The following is a 22,915-nucleotide window of genomic DNA, read 5'->3' on the forward strand; positions in this document are numbered from 1 at the left end:
CGTCCGTCGTGAAAAGGGAAACAACCCAGACCGTCAGCTAAGGTCCCAAAGTTATGGTTAAGTGGGAAACGATGTGGGAAGGCTTAGACAGCTAGGAGGTTGGCTTAGAAGCAGCCACCCTTTAAAGAAAGCGTAATAGCTCACTAGTCGAGTCGGCCTGCGCGGAAGATTTAACGGGGCTCAAACCATACACCGAAGCTACGGGTATCATCTTAGGATGATGCGGTAGAGGAGCGTTCTGTAAGCCTGTGAAGGTGAGTTGAGAAGCTTGCTGGAGGTATCAGAAGTGCGAATGCTGACATGAGTAACGATAATGGGTGTGAAAAACACCCACGCCGAAAGACCAAGGTTTCCTGCGCAACGTTAATCGACGCAGGGTTAGTCGGTCCCTAAGGCGAGGCTGAAAAGCGTAGTCGATGGAAAACAGGTTAATATTCCTGTACTTCTGGTTATTGCGATGGAGGGACGGAGAAGGCTAGGCCAGCTTGGCGTTGGTTGTCCAAGTTTAAGGTGGTAGGCTGGAATCTTAGGTAAATCCGGGATTCTAAGGCCGAGAGCTGATGACGAGTTAACTTTTAGTTAACGAAGTGGTTGATGCCATGCTTCCAAGAAAAGCTTCTAAGCTTCAGGTAACCAGGAACCGTACCCCAAACCGACACAGGTGGTTGGGTAGAGAATACCAAGGCGCTTGAGAGAACTCGGGTGAAGGAACTAGGCAAAATGGCACCGTAACTTCGGGAGAAGGTGCGCCGGTGAGGGTGAAGCATTTACTGCGTAAGCCCACGCCGGTCGAAGATACCAGGCCGCTGCGACTGTTTATTAAAAACACAGCACTCTGCAAACACGAAAGTGGACGTATAGGGTGTGACGCCTGCCCGGTGCCGGAAGGTTAATTGATGGGGTTAGCTAACGCGAAGCTCTTGATCGAAGCCCCGGTAAACGGCGGCCGTAACTATAACGGTCCTAAGGTAGCGAAATTCCTTGTCGGGTAAGTTCCGACCTGCACGAATGGCGTAACGATGGCGGCGCTGTCTCCACCCGAGACTCAGTGAAATTGAAATCGCTGTGAAGATGCAGTGTATCCGCGGCTAGACGGAAAGACCCCGTGAACCTTTACTATAGCTTTGCACTGGACTTTGAATTTGCTTGTGTAGGATAGGTGGGAGGCTTTGAAGTGTGGACGCCAGTCTGCATGGAGCCAACCTTGAAATACCACCCTGGCAACTTTGAGGTTCTAACTCAGGTCCGTTATCCGGATCGAGGACAGTGTATGGTGGGTAGTTTGACTGGGGCGGTCTCCTCCTAAAGAGTAACGGAGGAGTACGAAGGTGCGCTCAGACCCGGTCGGAAATCGGTCGTAGAGTATAAAGGCAAAAGCGCGCTTGACTGCGAGACAGACACGTCGAGCAGGTACGAAAGTAGGTCTTAGTGATCCGGTGGTTCTGTATGGAAGGGCCATCGCTCAACGGATAAAAGGTACTCCGGGGATAACAGGCTGATACCGCCCAAGAGTTCATATCGACGGCGGTGTTTGGCACCTCGATGTCGGCTCATCACATCCTGGGGCTGAAGCCGGTCCCAAGGGTATGGCTGTTCGCCATTTAAAGTGGTACGCGAGCTGGGTTTAGAACGTCGTGAGACAGTTCGGTCCCTATCTGCCGTGGACGTTTGAGATTTGAGAGGGGCTGCTCCTAGTACGAGAGGACCGGAGTGGACGAACCTCTGGTGTTCCGGTTGTCACGCCAGTGGCATTGCCGGGTAGCTATGTTCGGGAAAGATAACCGCTGAAAGCATCTAAGCGGGAAACTTGCCTCAAGATGAGATCTCACTGGAACCTTGAGTTCCCTAAAGGGCCGTCGAAGACTACGACGTTGATAGGTTGGGTGTGTAAGCGCTGTGAGGCGTTGAGCTAACCAATACTAATTGCCCGTGAGGCTTGACCATAACACCCAAGCAATTTGCGTTCTTGGTTGCAAGAACAGACAAGTTGCGGTGTGTGAAGACGATACAAACCGAAAGTTTGCACAACACACAAATCTATTACATACCCATTCGCTGGAACGTTGACCGCAAGGTAAAACGCGCTGGCTACCGAATTTCTTGACGACCATAGAGCATTGGAACCACCTGATCCCATCCCGAACTCAGAAGTGAAACGATGCATCGCCGATGGTAGTGTGGGGTTTCCCCATGTGAGAGTAGGTCATCGTCAAGATTAAATTCCAAACCCCCTGTCTGCTCACGCAGACAGGGGGTTTGTTTTTGTGCCGAAAAAAACATCGGTGCAACGCCTGCACAAAGCGTTTCTACAGGTGGATTTTGGCTTGCGACAACTCTCGGGCTTTCTATGCAATAGCGCTGCTCATGGCTATTATGCGTGCCTGATTGTGAGGCGGTACTTGCATGCTGACGTTGTTGAAACTACTCAAAGATGGTCGATTTCATTCAGGGCAGGCGCTGGGAGCTGCGCTCGGCGTCAGCCGTAGTGCTGTGTGGAAACAGCTTCAGCACCTGGAGTCAGAATTGAACTTGTCGATTCACAAGGTTCGTGGTCGTGGCTACCAGCTGGCAGCTCCTCTCGAGCTGCTCGAGCACGAACAAATGGCTGCCGGTCCCTGGCCAGTCTCTATCCATGAATCCCTTGACTCAACGAATGCCGAGTCCTTGCGCGCCATTGATCGCGGTCAGACTGCTCCCTTCGTCATTCTGGCTGAGCGTCAACTTGCTGGACGGGGACGTAGGGGGCGCAAGTGGGTCAGCCCTTTCGCAGAGAATATTTATTACAGTCTGGTTCTGCGGATGGACGGCGGCATGCGCCAGCTAGAAGGCCTCAGCCTGGTGGTCGGCTTGGCAGTTTTGAGTGCTCTTCGAGAAATGGGTATCGAGAGGGCGGGGCTCAAGTGGCCAAATGACGTGTTGGTCGGTAATAAAAAGATCGCCGGAATTTTGCTTGAGCTGGTGGGTGATCCTGCCGATGTCTGTCACCTGGTGATTGGTATTGGTATCAATGCCAATATGCGGATCGCCAGTGAGGTGGATCAGGCATGGACCTCGGTTTTTCTGGAGTCTGGCAAAGCCATAAACCGTAATTCGCTGGTGTCCAGCCTTAATCAGAGTTTGCTCACATACCTTAAGCGCCATGAGTCGTCCGGGTTTGCAGCGATCCAGGCAGAGTGGGAGAGCAATCATTTGTGGCAAGGGCGTGAAGTGTCGTTGATTGCTGGAGTGCATCAGGTGGATGGGACGGTCATGGGCATTGATCAGCAGGGTGCGCTTCGCTTGCGCGTAGAGGGCGAGGAGAAGGTGTTTAGCGGTGGCGAGCTTAGCCTGAGGTTGCGCCATGATTCTTGAACTGGACTGCGGCAACAGCTTTATAAAGTGGCGTGTGCTCGATGGTGGCAGAGTCGCTGGTGGAGGGGTCGTAGATTCCGATATCGGTCTGATAGCTTCGGTGCGAGCTGTTCCTGCATTGAATGTCGTCCAGTGTCGACTGGTCAGCGTGCGTACCGATGAAGAGACCGCCAGCCTGGTAGCTGGCATAGCCTCGGCTTTCGGGGTCGGGGTTGCATGCGCCATGCCGGCCAGGAGCGTTTCGGGTGTGAGCAATGGTTACGAAGATTTTTCCCGCTTGGGGCTGGATCGTTGGCTTGCTCTCGTCGGTGGATATGAGTTGGCAAAGGGTGCGTGTCTGGTCCTGGATTTTGGCACCGCTGTAACGGCAGATTTTGTCGCGCCAGATGGCAGCCATTTAGGTGGCTTTATTTGCCCGGGAATGCCCTTGATGCGCGATCAGCTGCGCACGCACACGCGACGAATCAGATATGACGATTTTTCTGCCGAGCAGGCACTGCTTTTACGGGCTCCTGGTCGTACAACGGCTGAGGCCGTAGAGCGTGGATGCTTGTTGATGATGCGGGGATTTGTCTTGACCCAGTTGGAATTGGCGCGTGATTACTGGGGGCAAGAGTTTGAGGTTTTTCTCACGGGAGGTGACGCTAGCCTGGTGAGCGATATGGTCCCGGGCGCCCGATTGGTGCCGGATCTTGTATTTGTCGGCTTGGCTGTAGCTTGTCCCTTCTCCTGAGGTTCTTATGCGTTGGCTGTTTCTGTTGCTGGTTGTTCTGAATGTTTTCTATTACATATGGCATCAGCAAGAGGCGCCTGTCAGGGCCAAGGAGGTTGTTTCATTGTCGTTGTACAAGGGGAGTCAGCAGGGTATCAGTCTGCTCAGCGAGGCTCGCCCCTCGTTAGCCGTCGCTGAGCCCCAGGCTGCACCTGGGGCGGGTGCGGAGTGTATCTACCTGGGGAATATCTCCAGTGAGGATCAGCTGGACAGGGTCCAGCGCAGGCTCGCCGATATGGATATCCGTACGCAAAGAGCTGATGTCGCTGCGGGGGATTTGGCTGGATATGCTATTCAAATCAATCCCGAGAGCAGCGCCAGGGTCAATGAAATGCTGTTGCAGAACCTTGCTAATGAATTCAATGAGTTAAAACTCAAAAAAATGCACTGTGAGGGCTTGCAGCTACCCTGATCTTTGCATAGAATGGCGCCCGCTCCACAGTGAACGCCAAACAGGCTTTGAAGTGTGAAGTGAGTCAAGTTGCTAACTTCCTGAATTGCTTGAAGAAAGTGCTTGACAGAAGGGTAGAATGATGTAGAATTCTGCCTCGCTTAGGAGGGGTTCCCGAGCGGCCAAAGGGATCAGACTGTAAATCTGACGTCTACGACTTCGAAGGTTCGAATCCTTCCCCCTCCACCATATTTAAGCTCGAATAGCAAGATTTGCGGGTGTAGTTTAGTGGTAGAACCTCAGCCTTCCAAGCTGATGATGCGGGTTCGATTCCCGCCACCCGCTCCAGTCTTGCTGTTTTTGCGATGTGTTTTGCTCTTGTAGCTCAGTTGGTAGAGCACACCCTTGGTAAGGGTGAGGTCAGCGGTTCAAATCCGCTCAAGAGCTCCATATAACAAGGCAGATATGAAAATATCTGCCTTTGTTTTAACAGGTGCATAGCCTGTCCGGAGTGTTTGCCGGTGGTGCCAGGTGTTTTGGGTGTCGCTGCTCTGGTTGGTGTTACTGTTGTGATCAGCTCGCATTCTGCTGTTCGCAGGGTCGAAAGTTTGGTGTTGCCAGGCTTGAGGCAAAAGTAATTGCATTGGTTGTTGAAAAGTCTCTCTCGTGCCTGCATAATTCGCGGCTCGATAATGTTTTAGGTCAGTAGCTCAATTGGCAGAGCGACGGTCTCCAAAACCGTAGGTTGGGGGTTCGATTCCCTCCTGACCTGCCAGATTCGCTCATTGCGTCTGGCTTTCTTTTCACAGGATCCTCTTAGATGACTCCCAAGGCTGAAGTTCAAGGCTCTCGCTTCGATCTCCTCAAGTGGCTTGTAGTGGTTGCTCTTGTGGTGGTTGGCGTTGTTGGGAATCAGTATTATTCTGGTTCGCCGATCCTGTATCGTGTCATTGCACTTCTTGTGATTGCTGCTGTTGCTGCCTATGTGGGCTTGCAGACGGCAAAAGGCAAGTCGTTCTCTGTCTTGGTGAAGGAAGCTCGTACTGAGATTCGTAAAGTCGTATGGCCAACTCGCCAAGAAACTACGCAGACCACGTTGATCGTGGTGGCTGTTGTTCTAGTTATGGCGTTGCTGTTGTGGGGTTTAGATTCCCTGCTCGGCTGGCTCGTTTCCTTGATTGTTGGCTAAGGGTGTCCCGTGGCTAAGCGTTGGTACGTAGTGCATGCTTATTCGGGTTACGAAAAGCATGTTATGCGCTCTTTGATTGAGCGTATTAAGCTGGCAGGCATGGAAGAAGGCTTCGGCGAAATTCTGGTTCCCACTGAAGAAGTGGTTGAAATGCGTAATGGCCAGAAACGCAAAAGCGAACGCAAGTTCTTCCCTGGCTATGTGCTGGTACAAATGGACATGAGCGAAGGGACTTGGCACTTGGTCAAGGATACCCCTCGCGTAATGGGCTTCATTGGTGGTACCGCCGATAAACCGGCGCCAATCACCGATAAAGAGGCAGAAGCAATTCTGCGTCGTGTTGCTGATGGTAGCGACAAGCCCAAGCCGAAAACACTGTTCGAGCCAGGTGAAGTTGTTCGTGTCACCGATGGCCCGTTCGCTGATTTCAATGGCACCGTCGAAGAAGTTAACTACGAAAAGAGTCGCATCCAAGTGGCAGTGCTCATTTTCGGTCGCTCTACTCCGGTAGAGCTAGAGTTTAGCCAGGTCGAAAAGGTCTAGCTGAACACGAATCCCAACCCCATGGCTTAGGCTGTGGGGTTTTGTCGTCACTGGGATAAACGCGCAAGTAACCGGGGAGCCTTTCTAGGCGTCTGAACCCGTAATTGGAGTGCCTCATGGCCAAGAAGATTACCGCTTACATCAAGCTGCAAGTGAAGGCCGCTCAGGCCAACCCAAGCCCACCTGTCGGCCCAGCTTTGGGTCAACACGGTGTGAACATCATGGAATTCTGCAAGGCTTTCAACGCCCGTACTCAGGGTATTGAAGCTGGCCTGCCGACTCCAGTGATCATCACTGTATACAGCGACCGTAGCTTCACATTCGAAACCAAATCGACTCCTGCTTCGGTTCTGCTGAAGAAGGCTGCCGGTTTGACTAGCGGTTCCGCTCGTCCAAACACCGTTAAGGTTGGCACTGTTACCCGTGCTCAGCTGGAAGAAATCGCGAAAACCAAAAACGCGGATCTGACTGCAGCTGATATGGAAGCAGCCGTGCGTACCATCGCCGGTTCTGCTCGTAGCATGGGCCTTAACGTGGAGGGTGTGTAATGGCTAAGCTGACTAAGCGTCAAAAGGCAATCGCCGGTAAAATTGAAGCTGGCAAGTCTTACAACTTTGTAGACGCTGCTGCTTTGCTGGCTGAGCTGTCCACTGTCAAGTTCAGCGAGTCTTTTGACATCGCTGTTAACCTGGGCGTAGACCCACGTAAATCTGACCAGGTTGTTCGTAGCGCTACTGTGCTGCCACACGGCACTGGCAAGACTGTACGTGTAGCTGTGTTCACCCAGGGTCCAGCTGCTGAAGCTGCTTTGGCTGCCGGCGCTGATCGCGTTGGTATGGACGACCTGGCTGCCGAAATGAAAGGCGGCGACCTGAACTATGACGTAGTTATTGCATCCCCGGACGCAATGCGTGTTGTAGGTCAGCTGGGTCAGATCCTTGGTCCACGTGGTCTGATGCCTAACCCTAAGGTTGGTACTGTAACTCCAGACGTAGCTACTGCGGTTAAGAACGCAAAAGCTGGTCAGGTTCGTTATCGCACTGACAAAAACGGTATCATTCACACTTCCGTTGGCAAGATCGGCTTTGATGCCGTCAAGCTGAAGGAAAACGTTGAAGCCCTGATCGCTGATCTGAAGCGTATCAAGCCAGCTTCCTCGAAAGGTATTTACGTTAAGCGCGTTACCCTGAGCACCACTATGGGCCCGGGCCTGGTCATCGACCAGGGTTCTCTGGACGCGTAAGACAAATTGGCGTGGCTTGCCGCGCCAATGAAAGATTGGGGTCCCTGCCTGGCGGGGGCTATCCAAGACCGTAGGCGGCGAAAGCCTTAAACCTCAAGCCTACGCAGATGGTGCTCCCGGTTCCTTACCGAATCAGACACCAAAACGACATCCGGCTCAGGCCAGATGAAACGGTAACAAGCAGGAGTTAAACCCGTGGCAATTAAACTCGAAGACAAGAAGGCCATCGTCGCTGAAGTCAACGAGGCTGCCAAAGTTGCCCTGTCTGCTGTTGTGGCTGATGCCCGCGGCGTGACAGTAGGCGCTATGACCGGACTCCGTAAAGAGGCTCGTGAAGCTGGCGTTTACGTACGTGTTGTACGTAACACCCTGCTCAAGCGCGCTGTTGCTGACACTGAATACAGTGTTCTCAACGACGTGTTCACCGGCCCGACCTTGATCGCATTCTCCAACGAACATCCAGGTGCTGCTGCCCGTTTGTTCAAAGAGTTCGCTAAAGGTCAGGATAAGTTCGAGATCAAGGCAGCTGCGTTCGAGGGCAAGTTCCTCGCAGCTAATCAGATCGACGTACTGGCAAGTCTGCCGACCCGTGACGAAGCAATTTCTCAGCTGATGAGCGTGATTCAAGGCGCTACCAGCAAATTGGCTCGTACTCTGGCGGCACTTCGCGACCAGAAAGAAGCTGCTGCAGCCTAAGGCTGAGCTACTCCTTTCAGCGTTTATTGTTTATTTCGATAGCCGCCTAGGCTGTCACCCCAATACAGGAATTTATAGTCATGTCTCTGACTACTCAAGAAATCATCGACGCAATCGGTTCGAAATCCGTTCTGGAAATCGTTGAGCTGATCAAGGCAATGGAAGAAGCATTCGGCGTTTCCGCTGCTGCTGCTTCTGCTGGTCCTGCTGCTGCCGCTGCTGTTGTTGAAGAGCAAACTGAATTCAACGTCATGCTGCTGGAAGCTGGCGAGAAGAAAGTTAACGTGATCAAGGCTGTTCGCGAGCTGACTGGTCTGGGCTTGAAAGAAGCCAAGGCAGTAGTAGACAGCGCTCCTAGCGTTGTTCTGGAAGCTGTTGCGAAAGACGCAGCTGACAAAGCCAAGGCTGCCTTGGAAGAAGCAGGCGCTAAAGTCGAGCTGAAGTAAGCCTCGACCTTGCGTCTCCAGCCCAAGCGTTAAGCAGAAGGCTGATGGCTGGTGGCTCTTGCCACCGGCCTTTTTCCGTTATTGGCTGCCGACTGGGTCGGCGCCTCTAACGTGCTGTAACCACCCTGTGCGGTGGAGCAAACCAAGGGGTTTGCACGATTTTCTGGCTGCTCCCGTCGGGAGAGGCCAAACAAGCAGGTGACCAAGCTGGGGAACGCTGATGGCTTACTCATATACTGAGAAAAAACGTATCCGCAAGGACTTTAGCAAGTTGCCGGACGTCATGGATGTGCCGTATCTCTTGGCAATCCAGCTGGATTCGTATCGTGAATTCTTGCAGGCGGGAGCGACTAAAGATCAGTTCCGCGACGTGGGCCTGCATGCGGCCTTCAAATCCGTTTTCCCGATCATCAGCTACTCCGGCAATGCTGCGCTGGAGTACGTCGGTTATCGCTTGGGCGAGCCGGCATTTGATGTTAAAGAATGCGTGTTGCGCGGTGTAACTTACGCCGTACCTTTGCGGGTAAAAGTTCGTTTGATCATTTTCGACAAAGAATCGTCGAACAAAGCGATCAAGGACATCAAAGAGCAAGAAGTCTACATGGGTGAAATCCCCCTGATGACTGAAAACGGTACCTTTGTAATCAATGGTACCGAGCGTGTAATCGTTTCCCAGTTGCACCGTTCCCCGGGCGTGTTCTTTGACCACGACCGCGGCAAGACGCACAGCTCCGGTAAACTGCTTTATTCCGCGCGTATCATTCCTTACCGCGGTTCGTGGTTGGACTTCGAGTTCGATCCGAAAGACTGCGTGTTCGTCCGTATTGACCGTCGTCGCAAGCTGCCTGCATCGGTACTGCTGCGCGCGCTGGGTTATACGACTGAGCAGGTGCTGGACGCGTTCTACACCACCAACGTATTCCACGTTCAGGGCGAAAGCATCAGCCTGGAACTGGTACCTCATCGCCTGCGCGGTGAAATTGCGGCCATCGATATTACCGATGACAAAGGCAAGGTGATTGTCGAGCAAGGTCGTCGTATTACTGCTCGTCACATCAACCAGCTGGAAAAAGCCGGTATCAAAGAGCTCGTTATGCCTCTGGACTATGTCCTGGGTCGCACAACGGCCAAGGCTATCGTGCATCCGGCTACCGGCGAAATCATTGCTGAGTGCAACACCGAGCTGACCACCGAGATTCTGGCGAAAGTCGCCAAGAGCCAGGTTGTTCGTATCGAAACGTTGTACACCAACGATATCGACTGCGGTCCGTTCGTCTCCGACACTCTGAAGATCGACTCCACCAGCAACCAATTGGAAGCGCTGGTCGAGATCTATCGCATGATGCGTCCAGGCGAGCCGCCAACCAAAGACGCTGCCGAGACTCTGTTCAACAACCTGTTCTTCAGCCCTGAGCGCTATGACCTGTCTGCGGTCGGCCGGATGAAGTTCAACCGTCGTATCGGTCGTACCGAGATCGAAGGTTCGGGCGTGTTGTGCAAAGAAGACATCGTCGCGGTACTGAAGACTCTGGTCGACATCCGTAACGGTAAAGGCATCGTCGATGACATCGACCACCTGGGTAACCGTCGTGTTCGCTGTGTAGGCGAAATGGCTGAAAACCAGTTCCGCGTTGGCCTGGTGCGTGTTGAACGCGCGGTCAAAGAGCGTCTGTCGATGGCTGAAAGCGAAGGCCTGATGCCGCAAGACCTGATCAACGCCAAGCCAGTGGCTGCGGCGGTGAAAGAGTTCTTCGGTTCCAGCCAGCTCTCGCAGTTCATGGACCAGAACAACCCGCTGTCCGAGATCACCCACAAGCGCCGTGTATCTGCACTGGGCCCGGGCGGTCTGACGCGTGAGCGTGCAGGCTTTGAAGTTCGTGACGTACACCCGACTCACTACGGTCGTGTATGCCCGATTGAAACGCCGGAAGGTCCGAACATCGGTCTGATCAACTCCCTGGCCGCCTATGCGCGCACCAACCAGTACGGCTTCCTTGAGAGCCCGTACCGCGTGGTGAAAGACGCTCTGGTCACCGACGAGATCGTATTCCTGTCCGCCATCGAAGAAGCTGATCACGTGATCGCTCAGGCCTCGGCCACGATGAACGACAAGAAAGTCCTGATCGACGAGCTGGTAGCTGTTCGTCACTTGAACGAATTCACCGTCAAGGCGCCGGAAGACGTCACCCTGATGGACGTTTCGCCGAAGCAGGTTGTGTCGGTTGCAGCGTCGTTGATTCCGTTCCTCGAGCACGATGACGCCAACCGTGCGTTGATGGGTTCGAACATGCAGCGTCAAGCTGTACCTACCCTGCGCGCTGACAAGCCGCTGGTTGGTACCGGCATGGAGCGTAACGTAGCCCGTGACTCCGGCGTTTGCGTCGTGGCTCGTCGTGGTGGCGTGATCGACTCCGTTGATGCAAGCCGTATCGTGGTACGTGTTGCAGATGACGAAGTAGAAACTGGCGAAGCCGGTGTTGACATCTACAACCTGACCAAATACACCCGCTCCAACCAGAACACCTGCATTAACCAGCGTCCGCTGGTTCGCAAGGGTGATCGAGTGCAGCGCAGCGACATCATGGCCGACGGTCCGTCCACCGATATGGGTGAGCTGGCTCTGGGTCAGAACATGCGCATCGCGTTCATGGCCTGGAACGGTTACAACTTCGAAGACTCCATCTGCTTGTCGGAACGGGTTGTTCAAGAAGATCGCTTCACCACGATCCACATCCAGGAACTGACCTGTGTGGCACGTGACACCAAGCTTGGGCCTGAAGAGATCACTGCAGACATCCCGAACGTGGGTGAAGCTGCACTGAACAAACTGGACGAAGCCGGTATCGTTTACGTTGGTGCTGAAGTTGGCGCGGGCGACATTCTGGTAGGCAAGGTCACTCCGAAAGGCGAGACCCAGCTGACTCCGGAAGAGAAGCTGTTGCGTGCAATCTTCGGTGAAAAAGCCAGCGACGTTAAAGACACCTCCCTGCGTGTACCTACCGGTACCAAAGGTACTGTCATCGACGTGCAGGTCTTCACTCGCGACGGCGTTGAGCGTGATGCTCGTGCACTGTCCATCGAGAAGACCCAGCTGGACGAGATCCGCAAGGATCTGAACGAAGAGTTCCGCATCGTTGAAGGCGCCACTTTCGAACGTCTGCGCTCTGCACTGGTCGGCCGTATTGCCGAAGGTGGAGCCGGTCTGAAGAAAGGCCAGGAAATCACCAATGAGGTCCTGGACGGTCTTGAGCATGGTCAGTGGTTCAAACTGCGCATGGCTGAAGATGCTCTGAACGAGCAGCTTGAAAAAGCCCAGGCTTACATCATCGATCGCCGTCGTCTGCTGGACGACAAGTTCGAAGACAAGAAGCGCAAACTGCAGCAGGGCGATGACCTGGCTCCGGGCGTGCTGAAAATCGTCAAGGTTTACCTGGCAATCCGTCGTCGCATCCAGCCGGGTGACAAGATGGCTGGTCGTCACGGTAACAAAGGTGTGGTCTCCGTGATCATGCCGGTTGAAGACATGCCGTACGATGCCAATGGCACCCCGGTGGATGTGGTCCTCAACCCGTTGGGCGTACCTTCGCGTATGAACGTTGGTCAGATTCTCGAAACTCACCTGGGCCTCGCAGCCAAAGGTTTGGGCGAGAAGATCAACCTCATGATTGAAGAGCAGCGCAAGGTTGCTGACCTGCGCAAGTTCCTGCATGAGATCTACAACGAGATTGGCGGTCGTCAAGAAAGCCTGGATGACTTCTCCGACCAGGAAATCCTGGACCTGGCGAAGAACCTTCGTGGCGGTGTGCCGATGGCTACCCCGGTGTTCGACGGTGCCAAGGAAAGCGAAATCAAGGCAATGTTGCGCCTGGCAGATCTGCCGGACAGCGGCCAGATGACGCTGACTGACGGCCGTACCGGCAACCAGTTTGAACGTCCGGTTACTGTTGGCTACATGTACATGCTGAAGCTGAACCACTTGGTAGACGACAAGATGCACGCTCGTTCTACCGGTTCTTACAGCTTGGTTACCCAGCAGCCGCTGGGTGGTAAGGCACAGTTCGGTGGTCAGCGTTTCGGGGAGATGGAGGTTTGGGCGCTGGAAGCTTACGGCGCGGCATACACTCTGCAAGAAATGCTCACAGTGAAGTCGGATGATGTGAACGGTCGTACCAAGATGTACAAAAACATCGTGGACGGCGATCACCGTATGGAGCCGGGCATGCCCGAGTCCTTTAACGTGTTGATCAAAGAAATTCGTTCCCTCGGCATCGATATCGATCTGGAAACCGAATAACACGTGACGTGAATCGAGAGTGGGGCGGTATTGCCCGCTCTCTGCTCCGCCAGGAGGAAAGGCCTTGAAAGACCTACTGAATTTGCTGAAAAACCAGGGTCAAGTCGAAGAGTTCGACGCCATCCGTATTGGATTGGCATCGCCTGAGATGATCCGTTCGTGGTCGTTCGGTGAAGTTAAAAAGCCGGAAACCATCAACTACCGTACGTTCAAGCCTGAGCGTGACGGCCTGTTCTGCGCCAAAATCTTTGGCCCGGTTAAGGATTACGAGTGCCTGTGCGGTAAGTACAAGCGCTTGAAGCACCGCGGTGTGATCTGTGAGAAGTGTGGCGTTGAAGTCGCACTGGCCAAGGTCCGTCGCGAGCGCATGGCTCACATTGAACTGGCATCGCCGGTTGCTCACATCTGGTTCCTGAAATCGCTGCCGTCCCGTATCGGCTTGCTGATGGACATGACCCTGCGTGATATCGAACGCGTTCTCTACTTCGAGAGCTATGTCGTTATCGATCCGGGCATGACCACTCTGGAAAAAGGTCAGCTGCTGAACGATGAGCAGTACTTCGAAGCGCTGGAAGAGTTCGGCGACGACTTTGATGCCCGTATGGGTGCTGAAGCTGTCCGTGAACTGCTGCACGCTATCGATCTGGAGCACGAGATTGGCCGTCTGCGCGAAGAGATTCCGCAAACCAACTCCGAAACCAAAATCAAGAAACTGTCCAAGCGCCTGAAGTTGATGGAAGCCTTCCTGGGCTCCGGCAACCTTCCGGAGTGGATGGTACTGACCGTTCTGCCGGTTCTGCCGCCAGATCTGCGTCCTTTGGTTCCGCTGGATGGTGGTCGTTTCGCGACTTCCGACCTCAACGATCTGTATCGTCGAGTGATCAACCGTAACAACCGCTTGAAGCGCCTGCTTGATCTGTCCGCTCCGGACATCATCGTGCGTAACGAAAAGCGTATGTTGCAAGAAGCGGTCGACGCATTGCTCGACAACGGCCGTCGTGGCCGCGCTATCACCGGTTCCAACAAGCGTCCTCTGAAATCCCTGGCTGACATGATCAAGGGTAAGCAGGGTCGTTTCCGTCAGAACTTGCTCGGTAAGCGTGTTGACTACTCGGGTCGTTCGGTAATTACCGTAGGTCCGACCCTGCGTCTGCACCAGTGCGGTCTGCCGAAAAAAATGGCTCTCGAGCTGTTCAAGCCGTTCATCTTCGGCAAGCTTGAAATGCGCGGTCTCGCGACCACCATCAAAGCCGCCAAGAAAATGGTTGAGCGCGAATTGCCAGAGGTTTGGGACGTTCTCGCAGAAGTCATTCGCGAACACCCGGTTCTCCTCAACCGTGCACCGACCCTTCACCGTCTGGGTATCCAGGCGTTTGAACCGGTACTGATCGAAGGTAAGGCTATCCAGCTGCACCCGTTGGTCTGTGCTGCGTACAACGCCGACTTCGACGGCGACCAAATGGCCGTGCACGTACCGCTGACGCTGGAAGCCCAGCTGGAAGCGCGTGCGTTGATGATGTCGACCAACAACATTCTGTCGCCAGCCAACGGTGAGCCAATCATCGTTCCGTCGCAGGACGTTGTATTGGGTCTGTACTACATGACGCGTGAAGCGATCAACGCCAAAGGCGAAGGTCGTGTGTTCGCGGATCTGCAGGAAGTTGACCGTGTGTTCCGTGCCGGCGAAGCCGCACTGCACGCCAAGGTCAAAGTGCGTATCCACGAAACCGTCAACGACCGTGACGGCGGCAGCGTGAGCAACGTTCGTATTGTCGACACCACTGTCGGCCGTGCCTTGTTGTACCAGGTTGTGCCAAAAGGTCTGTCGTACGATGTCGTCAACCTGCCGATGAAGAAAAAGGCGATCTCCAAGCTGATCAACCAGTGCTACCGCGTGGTTGGTTTGAAAGAGACCGTGATTTTCGCTGACCAGTTGATGTACACCGGTTTTGCTTACTCGACCATTTCCGGCGTTTCCATCGGTGTTAACGACTTCGTTATCCCGGATGAAAAAGCCCGCATCATCGCGGCTGCAACCGATGAAGTGAAAGAGATCGAAAGTCAGTACGCCTCGGGCCTGGTAACACAGGGCGAGAAGTACAACAAAGTAATCGACCTTTGGTCGAAAGCTAACGACGAAGTCTCCAAGGCAATGATGTCGAACCTCTCGAAAGAGAAGGTTATTGACCGTCACGGCGTTGAGGTTGAGCAAGAGTCGTTCAACTCGATGTACATGATGGCCGACTCCGGCGCACGGGGTTCTGCAGCGCAGATCCGTCAGCTGGCCGGTATGCGTGGTCTGATGGCCAAGCCGGATGGCTCCATCATCGAAACGCCGATTACTGCGAACTTCCGTGAAGGTTTGAGCGTACTTCAGTACTTCATCTCTACTCACGGTGCTCGTAAGGGTCTGGCGGATACCGCCTTGAAAACTGCTAACTCCGGTTACTTGACGCGTCGTCTGGTAGACGTTGCGCAGGATCTGGTTGTGACTGAAGTCGACTGCGGGACCGAACACGGTCTGCTGATGACTCCGCACATTGAAGGCGGTGACGTTGTTGAGCCGTTGGGTGAGCGCGTACTGGGTCGAGTAATCGCCCGTGACGTATTCAAGCCGGGTACCGATGAAGTTATCGTTCCTGCAGGCACCTTGGTCGACGAGAAGTGGGTTGAATTCATCGAGCTGAACAGCATCGACGAAGTAATCGTACGCTCGCCAATCAGCTGCGAAACCCGCTTCGGTATCTGTGCCAAGTGCTACGGTCGCGATCTGGCCCGTGGTCACCAGGTGAACATCGGTGAAGCTGTCGGCGTAATCGCTGCCCAGTCGATCGGTGAGCCGGGTACACAGCTGACCATGCGTACGTTCCACATCGGTGGTGCGGCTAGCCGGACCTCTGCTGCTGACAGCGTTCAGGTGAAGAATGGCGGTACTGTCCGTCTGCACAACCTGAAGCACGTTGAGCGGGTAGATGGTTGCCTGGTAGCAGTATCCCGTTCCGGTGAGCTGGCAATCGCTGATGACTACGGTCGTGAGCGCGAGCGCTACAAGCTGCCGTACGGTGCCGTGATTTCGGTTAAAGAAGGTGACAAGGTCGACGCTGGCTCTATCGTAGCCAAGTGGGATCCGCACACTCACCCAATCGTTACCGAAATGAAAGGTACCGTGACCTACGTGGGCATGGAAGAAGGCATCACGATCAAGCGTCAGACTGACGAATTGACCGGTATGACCAACATTGAAGTACTTGATGCCAAAGACCGTCCAGCTGCCGGCAAGGACATCCGTCCAGCCGTCAAGATGGTTGGTGTTGATGGCAAGGATCTGCTGTTGCCAGGTACCGACGTACCGGCTCAGTACTTCCTGCCGGCGAACGCCCTGGTCGGTGTAGCGGATGGTGCGGAAATCGCGATCGGTGACGTTATCGCTCGTATTCCGCAAGAAACTTCGAAAACTCGAGACATCACCGGTGGTCTGCCACGGGTTGCTGACTTGTTCGAAGCCCGTCGTCCGAAAGAAGCCTCGATTCTGGCTGAAGTCAGCGGCACCATCGCGTTCGGTAAAGAGACCAAGGGCAAGCGCCGTCTGGTCATTACTCCGAACGACGGTACTGATCCGTACGAAGAGCTGATTCCAAAGTGGCGTCACCTGAACGTCTTCGAAGGCGAACAAGTGAACCGCGGCGAAGTTATCTCCGACGGTCCGAGCGATCCACACGACATCCTGCGTTTGCTGGGTGTGAGTGCGCTGGCCAAGTACATCGTTAACGAAATTCAAGACGTTTACCGTCTGCAAGGCGTAAAAATCAACGACAAGCACATCGAGACCATTCTGCGTCAGATGCTGCGTAAAGTTGAGATTGCCGAGTCTGGCGATTCCACCTTCATCAAGGGCGACCAGATGGAGTTGACGCATGTACTGGTCGAGAACGAGCGCCTGGGCAACGAAGACAAGTTCGTGTCCAAGTTCACTCGCGTTCTGTTGGGTATCACCAAGGCGTCGTTGTCGACTGAATCGTTCATCTCCGCGGCCTCTTTCCAAGAGACCACCCGCGTACTGACCGAAGCAGCGGTAACCGGCAAGCGCGATTACCTGCGCGGCCTGAAAGAAAACGTGGTCGTGGGTCGTTTGATCCCGGCTGGTACCGGTCTGGCATACCACAGCGAGCGCAAGCGTCGTCGTGAGGCTGACAAACCGTTGCGCGTAAGCGCCAGTGAAGTGGAAGCTGCACTGACCGAAGCACTGAACTCGAGCGGTAACTGAGTTCTGAGCTGATTGAAAGGTAGGCCCCGGTCGTTCCGTTCATCGAATCGAGACATTTTGTCTTGGTTAGATGAGTGGGAAGGTCGGGGCCTTGCCTTGACTGGGGACAAGATCCTCTTTAGACTCTTGTACCCCTAAATTTGGCGGGAATTCGTTCCTGCCATTTTGCTTTTCTTGCAAGACAATAGCGTCGCAAGACAACAGTGGAGCTAGTAGATGGCAACTATCAACCAGCTGGTACGTCAGCCGCGTAAGCGTATCGTCGAGAAATCCGACGTGCCTGCGCTGCAAAACTGCCCGCAACGTCGTGGCGTATGCACCCGTGTGTATACAACTACGCCGAAAAAACCTAACTCGGCACTGCGTAAAGTATGCCGTGTGCGCCTGACCAACGGTTTCGAGGTTTCCTCGTACATCGGTGGTGAAGGTCACAACCTGCAAGAACACAGCGTGGTACTGATTCGTGGCGGTCGTGTAAAAGACTTGCCAGGTGTTCGTTATCACACCGTTCGCGGTTCGTTGGATACTTCCGGTGTTAAAGGTCGTAACCAGGGTCGTTCGAAGTACGGTACCAAGAAGCCGAAGTAGTTTTCGGTCGCTTGTAAATAATGCAGATTTCTTTTTTTCTGAGTCGATAAGAGTAAGGTCGGACGTGCATCCTCTGGGTGTAATGGTTCCGAGCTAACCTGAAGACCGTTTGAGGGCTTATCCATGCCAAGAAGACGCGTAGCAGCCAAGCGCGATGTGCTTGACGATCCAAAATACGGAAGCCAAATCCTGGCCAAGTTCATGAACCACGTGATGGAAAGCGGCAAGAAAGCCGTTGCCGAGCGTATCGTTTATGGCGCGCTGGACAAGGTTAAAGAACGCAAGAACAGCGATCCCCTGGAAATCTTCGAGAAAGCTCTCGACGCCATCGCTCCGCTGGTCGAAGTGAAGTCGCGCCGTGTAGGCGGTGCTACTTACCAGGTTCCGGTCGAAGTTCGCCCGTCCCGTCGTAACGCCCTGGCAATGCGCTGGTTGGTAGACTTCGCCCGCAAGCGCGGCGAGAAGTCTATGGCTCTGCGCTTGGCTGGCGAACTGTTGGATGCTGCTGAAGGCAAGGGCGCAGCAGTTAAGAAGCGTGAAGACGTGCACCGTATGGCTGAAGCTAACAAAGCTTTCTCGCACTACCGCTTCTAATTTCAGCGCTACTCATTTTGCGAGGGCTTTATGGCTCGTACTACACCGATTAACCGCTACCGTAACATTGGTATCGTTGCTCACGTGGATGCTGGTAAAACCACCACCACCGAGCGCGTCCTTTTTTACACTGGCAAAAGTCACAAGATGGGCGAGGTGCATGATGGCGCCGCGACCACAGACTGGATGGTTCAGGAGCAGGAGCGTGGTATTACCATTACTTCTGCTGCTATTACCGCCTTCTGGAAAGGTTCTGCCAAGCAGTACAAAGACGAGCATCGCTTCAACGTAATCGATACCCCGGGCCACGTTGACTTCACTATTGAAGTTGAACGTTCCCTGCGTGTACTCGATGGCGCGGTTGTTGTGTTCTGCGGTACTTCGGGTGTTGAACCTCAGTCGGAAACCGTATGGCGTCAAGCCAACAAATACGGCGTTCCGCGTCTTGTTTACGTAAACAAGATGGACCGTGCCGGTGCTAACTTCCTGCGCGTGATTGAGCAGATCAAGAAGCGTCTTGGTCACACTCCGGTTCCAATCCAGCTGGCTATCGGTTCTGAAGACAACTTCCAGGGTCAGATTGATCTGATCAACATGGAAGCTGTTTACTGGAACGATGCTGACAAAGGTATGGTTCCTGTTCGTAAGCCTATCCCTGCTGAACTGCAGGAACTGGCTGACGAATGGCGCGACAACATGGTTCAGGCTGCTGCCGAAGCCAATGAAGAGCTGATGAACAAGTACCTCGAAGGTGAAGAATTCACCATCGAAGAAATCAAGGCTGCTCTGCGTCAGCGTACTATCGCTGGTGAGATCGTCTTGGCTGTTTGCGGTTCTTCCTTCAAGAACAAGGGTGTTCCCCTGGTTCTCGACGCCGTTATCGACTTCCTGCCTGCACCTACCGATATTCCTGCCATCAAGGGTACTGACCCGGATGACGAGACTATCGAGCTGGAGCGTCATGCAGACGACAGCGAGCCGTTCTCGGCTCTGGCGTTCAAGATCGCTACCGACCCATTCGTGGGTACCTTGACCTTCGTTCGAGTTTACTCGGGCGTGTTGAACTCCGGCGACGGCGTAATCAACTCGGTTAAAGGCAAGAAAGAGCGCGTGGGTCGTATGGTGCAAATGCACGCAAACGCCCGTGAAGAGATCAAGGAAGTACGCGCTGGTGACATCGCGGCCTTGATCGGCATGAAGGACGTCACCACTGGTGAAACCTTGTGCAACGCTGACAAGCCAATCATCCTGGTTCGTATGGACTTCCCGGAGCCGGTTATTTCGGTTGCCGTTGAGCCAAAGACCAAAGATGACCAGGAAAAAATGGGTGTCGCTCTGGGCAAACTTGCTCAGGAAGATCCATCTTTCCGCGTAAAAACTGATGAAGAAACTGGTCAAACGATCATTTCTGGCATGGGCGAGCTGCACTTGGACATCCTGGTTGACCGGATGCGCCGTGAGTTCAACGTCGAAGCCAACATCGGTAAGCCTCAGGTTTCGTATCGTGAGCGCATCACGAAGAGCTGTGAGATCGAAGGCAAGTTCGTTCGTCAGTCCGGCGGTCGTGGCCAGTTTGGTCACTGCTGGATCCGTTTTGCTCCTGCTGACGAAGGTCAGGAAGGTCTGCAATTCGTGAACGAAGTGGTAGGTGGTGTGGTTCCTAAGGAATACATCCCGGCTATCCAGAAGGGTATCGAAGAGCAGATGAAGAACGGTGTTGTTGCCGGCTATCCGCTGATCGGCCTGAAGGCTACCGTGTTTGATGGTTCTTACCACGACGTCGACTCCAACGAGATGGCGTTTAAGGTGGCTGCTTCCATGGCTACCAAGCAACTGGCCTCCAAAGGCGGCGGTGAGTTGCTTGAGCCGATCATGGCGGTAGAGGTTGTTACACCTGAAGACTATATGGGTGACGTGATGGGCGACTTGAATCGTCGTCGCGGCATGATCCAGGGTATGGAAGATACGGTCTCCGGCAAAGTAATTCGTGCTGAAGTTCCGTTGGGTGAAATGTTCGGTTATGCGACCGACGTTCGTTCCATGTCTCAGGGTCGCGCAAGCTACTCTATGGAATTCAAAAAATACGATACAGCTCCGTCGCACATCGTCGAAGCTGTTACTAAAAAACAAGGCTGATTTAGTTCAGTCCTTTAGGCAAGGAGTTAATTGTCGTGGCTAAAGAAAAATTTGATCGTTCCCTACCGCACGTCAACGTTGGCACTATCGGTCACGTTGACCATGGTAAAACCACGCTGACCGCAGCTCTGACTCGTGTTTGCTCCGAGATTTTCGGTTCGGCCATCGTTGACTTCGATAAAATCGACAGCGCGCCAGAAGAAAAAGCTCGTGGTATCACCATCAACACTGCGCACGTTGAATACAACTCGCTGATCCGTCACTACGCTCACGTTGACTGCCCAGGTCACGCTGACTATGTGAAGAACATGATCACTGGTGCTGCCCAGATGGACGGCGCGATCCTGGTTTGTTCGGCCGCTGATGGTCCGATGCCACAAACTCGTGAGCACATCCTGCTGTCCCGTCAGGTTGGCGTTCCGTACATCGTGGTCTTCCTGAACAAGGCTGACCTGGTAGACGACGCTGAGCTGCTGGAACTGGTTGAGATGGAAGTGCGCGATCTGCTGAGCACTTACGACTTCCCGGGCGACGACACTCCGATCATTATCGGTTCTGCTCGTATGGCGCTGGAAGGCAAAGACGACAACGAAATGGGCACCACTGCCGTTCGTAAACTGGTTGAAACTCTGGATACTTACATTCCGGATCCAGTTCGTGTTATCGACAAGCCGTTCCTGATGCCAATCGAAGACGTATTCTCGATTTCGGGTCGCGGTACTGTTGTAACCGGTCGTATCGAGCGCGGTATCGTTCGCGTTCAAGATCCGCTGGAAATCGTTGGTCTGCGTGACACTACTGTTACCACCTGCACCGGCGTTGAAATGTTCCGTAAGCTGCTCGACGAAGGTCGTGCTGGCGAGAACTGCGGCGTGCTGCTGCGCGGCACCAAGCGTGACGACGTAGAGCGTGGCCAGGTTCTGGTTAAGCCGGGTTCGGTTAAGCCACACACTACCTTCGAAGCTGAAGTGTACGTGTTGAGCAAAGAAGAAGGCGGTCGTCACACTCCGTTCTTCAAAGGCTACCGTCCACAGTTCTACTTCCGGACCACTGACGTGACCGGTAACTGCGAACTGCCGGAAGGCGTTGAAATGGTAATGCCAGGCGACAACATCAAAATGGTTGTCACCCTGATCAAAACCATCGCAATGGAAGACGGTCTGCGTTTCGCAATCCGTGAAGGCGGTCGTACCGTTGGCGCTGGCGTTGTAGCCAAAATCATCGCGTAAGTGATGATTGCCTGAAAAAGCCCCCGCTCAGCGGGGGCTTTTTTTATTGAGTTGACACCTACTGGGGTCGTCTATAGAATTGCGCCTCCTTTTAACGGGCGTATTGCGCTCGGTGGGAATAGCAATCTGGAGTCTGAAATCCAATGCAAAATCAGCAAATCCGTATCAGGTTGAAGGCTTTTGACCATCGCCTGATCGACCAATCAACCCAGGAAATCGTGGAAACCGCGAAACGTACTGGTGCTCAAGTGCGTGGTCCAATTCCACTGCCTACCCGTAAAGAGCGGTTCACCGTTCTGGTCTCCCCGCACGTCAACAAAGACGCGCGTGACCAGTACGAGATCCGTACTCATAAGCGCGTACTGGACATCGTCCAGCCAACGGATAAAACCGTTGATGCACTTATGAAGCTTGATCTTGCGGCCGGTGTGGAAGTGCAGATCAGCCTCGGCTAAGACTTGGGTCTTAGTCGTGTAACGCTCTGAAATGGGCGGCCATAGCGGGTGAAAGCCCCGTACACTCATGAGGTTTACAACATGACTATTGGTGTAGTCGGTCGTAAATGCGGTATGACCCGTATTTTCACCGAAGAAGGTGTCTCCATTCCGGTCACGGTCATTGAGATCGAACCGAATCGCGTCACCCAGTTCAAAACTGAAGAAACCGATGGCTATCGTGCAGTGCAAGTCACTGTCGGCGAGCGTCGCGCTTCGCGTGTAACTGCTGCTCAAGCGGGTCACTTCGCTAAAGCAAACGTTGCAGCTGGTCGTACCGTAATGGAATTCCGCCTTGAAGAAGGCGAGTACCAGGCAGGCGATCTGATCAACGCTGAAATCTTCACCGCAGGTCAGATGGTCGATGTGACCGGTCAGTCCAAAGGTAAAGGCTTCCAGGGTACGATCAAGCGTTGGAATTTCCGTGGCCAAGATAACACTCACGGTAACTCCGTTTCCCACCGCGTCCCGGGCTCTATTGGCCAGTGCCAGACTCCTGGTCGTGTATTCAAGGGCAAAAAAATGTCCGGTCATATGGGCGCTGAGCGCGTGACCGTGCAGTCCCTCGAAGTAGTGCGCGTCGACGCTGAACGCAATCTGTTGTTGGTCAAAGGTGCTGTTCCTGGCGCTACTGGCGGCAACCTGGTTGTACGTCCGGCGGCCAAGGCTCGCGGTTAAGGGGAAG

General features: G+C 53.9%; 17 protein-coding genes, 4 tRNA genes and 2 rRNA genes (1 of these 23 cut by a window edge). All 23 read left to right on the plus strand.

The features are described 5' to 3' along the window. Positions 1–1,944: ribosomal RNA gene (locus tag B195_RS02405) — 23S ribosomal RNA — on the plus strand (it extends 955 nt beyond the left edge of the window). Positions 1,945–2,099: 155 nt separating this feature from the next. After that, a 5S ribosomal RNA gene (gene rrf / locus B195_RS02410) occupies positions 2,100–2,215 on the plus strand. 188 nt (positions 2,216–2,403) lie between these two features. Beyond that, entirely contained in the window at positions 2,404–3,351 is a 948-nt protein-coding gene (birA, locus tag B195_RS02415; RefSeq protein ID WP_003444404.1) for a bifunctional biotin--[acetyl-CoA-carboxylase] ligase/biotin operon repressor BirA, read from the plus strand. Then, positions 3,341–4,084: a pantothenate kinase gene (locus B195_RS02420; RefSeq protein WP_003444403.1), complete on the plus strand. Its 744-nt coding sequence runs from the start codon at positions 3,341–3,343 to the stop codon at positions 4,082–4,084. Before birA ends, B195_RS02420 begins: the two co-directional genes overlap by 11 nt. Positions 4,085–4,091: 7 nt before the next feature. Beyond that, a complete protein-coding gene (locus tag B195_RS02425) occupies positions 4,092–4,535 on the plus strand; it encodes a hypothetical protein (protein ID WP_003444401.1) in 444 nt (147 codons plus the stop codon). Positions 4,536–4,678: 143 nt separating this feature from the next. Then, a tRNA-Tyr gene (locus B195_RS02430) sits at positions 4,679–4,763 on the plus strand. A gap of 25 nt (positions 4,764–4,788) precedes the next feature. Next, positions 4,789–4,862 (plus strand) — tRNA-Gly (locus tag B195_RS02435). Between the two features lie 26 nt (positions 4,863–4,888). Further along, a tRNA-Thr gene (locus B195_RS02440) sits at positions 4,889–4,964 on the plus strand. A 249-nt stretch (positions 4,965–5,213) separates the two neighbouring features. After that, positions 5,214–5,289 (plus strand) — tRNA-Trp (locus tag B195_RS02445). Positions 5,290–5,334: 45 nt separating this feature from the next. Next, positions 5,335–5,703 (plus strand): preprotein translocase subunit SecE, encoded by a 369-nt coding sequence (gene secE, locus B195_RS02450; protein ID WP_003444399.1) that lies wholly within the window; start codon positions 5,335–5,337, stop codon positions 5,701–5,703. Positions 5,704–5,712: 9 nt separating this feature from the next. After that, the gene (gene nusG, locus B195_RS02455) at positions 5,713–6,246 is read left to right on the plus strand and encodes a transcription termination/antitermination protein NusG (protein ID WP_003444397.1); all 534 of its coding nucleotides are present in this window, start codon (positions 5,713–5,715) and stop codon (positions 6,244–6,246) included. A gap of 116 nt (positions 6,247–6,362) precedes the next feature. Continuing rightward, the gene (gene rplK, locus B195_RS02460; RefSeq protein WP_003444395.1) at positions 6,363–6,794 is read left to right on the plus strand and encodes a 50S ribosomal protein L11; all 432 of its coding nucleotides are present in this window, start codon (positions 6,363–6,365) and stop codon (positions 6,792–6,794) included. Beyond that, positions 6,794–7,489, plus strand: coding sequence for a 50S ribosomal protein L1 (gene rplA, locus B195_RS02465; protein ID WP_003444394.1), 696 nt, complete (start codon positions 6,794–6,796; stop codon positions 7,487–7,489). The genes rplK and rplA overlap by 1 nt, the downstream gene beginning before the upstream one ends. A 195-nt stretch (positions 7,490–7,684) precedes the next feature. Beyond that, positions 7,685–8,185 (plus strand): 50S ribosomal protein L10, encoded by a 501-nt coding sequence (rplJ, locus tag B195_RS02470; protein ID WP_003444392.1) that lies wholly within the window; start codon positions 7,685–7,687, stop codon positions 8,183–8,185. An 80-nt stretch (positions 8,186–8,265) separates the two neighbouring features. Continuing rightward, a complete protein-coding gene (rplL, locus tag B195_RS02475; RefSeq protein ID WP_003444390.1) occupies positions 8,266–8,631 on the plus strand; it encodes a 50S ribosomal protein L7/L12 in 366 nt (121 codons plus the stop codon). A 220-nt stretch (positions 8,632–8,851) separates the two neighbouring features. After that, positions 8,852–12,925, plus strand: coding sequence for a DNA-directed RNA polymerase subunit beta (gene rpoB, locus B195_RS02480; protein WP_003444388.1), 4,074 nt, complete (start codon positions 8,852–8,854; stop codon positions 12,923–12,925). Between the two features lie 64 nt (positions 12,926–12,989). Next, positions 12,990–17,189 carry a DNA-directed RNA polymerase subunit beta' gene (rpoC, locus tag B195_RS02485; protein WP_003444386.1) on the plus strand — a complete coding sequence of 1,400 codons (4,200 nt, stop codon included), beginning with the start codon at positions 12,990–12,992 and terminating at the stop codon, positions 17,187–17,189. Between the two features lie 216 nt (positions 17,190–17,405). Then, entirely contained in the window at positions 17,406–17,777 is a 372-nt protein-coding gene (gene rpsL / locus B195_RS02490; RefSeq protein WP_002555494.1) for a 30S ribosomal protein S12, read from the plus strand. A gap of 123 nt (positions 17,778–17,900) precedes the next feature. After that, positions 17,901–18,371, plus strand: a complete 471-nt coding sequence (rpsG, locus tag B195_RS02495) for a 30S ribosomal protein S7 (RefSeq protein ID WP_003444383.1) — start codon at positions 17,901–17,903, stop codon at positions 18,369–18,371. A 30-nt stretch (positions 18,372–18,401) separates the two neighbouring features. Next, entirely contained in the window at positions 18,402–20,507 is a 2,106-nt protein-coding gene (fusA, locus tag B195_RS02500; protein WP_003444381.1) for an elongation factor G, read from the plus strand. Between the two features lie 35 nt (positions 20,508–20,542). Further along, positions 20,543–21,736, plus strand: a complete 1,194-nt coding sequence (gene tuf, locus B195_RS02505; protein WP_003444379.1) for an elongation factor Tu — start codon at positions 20,543–20,545, stop codon at positions 21,734–21,736. 143 nt (positions 21,737–21,879) lie between these two features. Next, on the plus strand, positions 21,880–22,191 hold the full coding sequence (gene rpsJ, locus B195_RS02510; protein ID WP_003186070.1) for a 30S ribosomal protein S10: 312 nt from the start codon (positions 21,880–21,882) through the stop codon (positions 22,189–22,191). Between the two features lie 81 nt (positions 22,192–22,272). Beyond that, the gene (rplC, locus tag B195_RS02515; protein ID WP_003444377.1) at positions 22,273–22,908 is read left to right on the plus strand and encodes a 50S ribosomal protein L3; all 636 of its coding nucleotides are present in this window, start codon (positions 22,273–22,275) and stop codon (positions 22,906–22,908) included. The last annotated feature ends 7 nt before the right edge of the window (positions 22,909–22,915 follow it).

This window comes from Pseudomonas sp. Lz4W, from assembly GCF_000346225.2.
Lineage (GTDB): Bacteria > Pseudomonadota > Gammaproteobacteria > Pseudomonadales > Pseudomonadaceae > Aquipseudomonas > Aquipseudomonas paraversuta.

Excerpts from the sequence above, each read along its gene's own strand:
- birA (WP_003444404.1), top strand. The coding sequence starts at position 2,404 with ATGCTGACGTTGTTGAAACTACTCAAAGATGGTCGATTTCATTCAGGG.
- B195_RS02420 (WP_003444403.1), top strand. The coding sequence starts at position 3,341 with ATGATTCTTGAACTGGACTGCGGCAACAGCTTTATAAAGTGGCGTGTG.
- B195_RS02425 (WP_003444401.1), top strand. The coding sequence starts at position 4,092 with ATGCGTTGGCTGTTTCTGTTGCTGGTTGTTCTGAATGTTTTCTATTAC.
- secE (WP_003444399.1), top strand. The coding sequence starts at position 5,335 with ATGACTCCCAAGGCTGAAGTTCAAGGCTCTCGCTTCGATCTCCTCAAG.
- rplK (WP_003444395.1), top strand. The coding sequence starts at position 6,363 with ATGGCCAAGAAGATTACCGCTTACATCAAGCTGCAAGTGAAGGCCGCT.
- rplA (WP_003444394.1), top strand. The coding sequence starts at position 6,794 with ATGGCTAAGCTGACTAAGCGTCAAAAGGCAATCGCCGGTAAAATTGAA.
- rplL (WP_003444390.1), top strand. The coding sequence starts at position 8,266 with ATGTCTCTGACTACTCAAGAAATCATCGACGCAATCGGTTCGAAATCC.
- rpoB (WP_003444388.1), top strand. The coding sequence starts at position 8,852 with ATGGCTTACTCATATACTGAGAAAAAACGTATCCGCAAGGACTTTAGC.
- rpsL (WP_002555494.1), top strand. The coding sequence starts at position 17,406 with ATGGCAACTATCAACCAGCTGGTACGTCAGCCGCGTAAGCGTATCGTC.
- rpsG (WP_003444383.1), top strand. The coding sequence starts at position 17,901 with ATGCCAAGAAGACGCGTAGCAGCCAAGCGCGATGTGCTTGACGATCCA.
- fusA (WP_003444381.1), top strand. The coding sequence starts at position 18,402 with ATGGCTCGTACTACACCGATTAACCGCTACCGTAACATTGGTATCGTT.
- rpsJ (WP_003186070.1), top strand. The coding sequence starts at position 21,880 with ATGCAAAATCAGCAAATCCGTATCAGGTTGAAGGCTTTTGACCATCGC.
- rplC (WP_003444377.1), top strand. The coding sequence starts at position 22,273 with ATGACTATTGGTGTAGTCGGTCGTAAATGCGGTATGACCCGTATTTTC.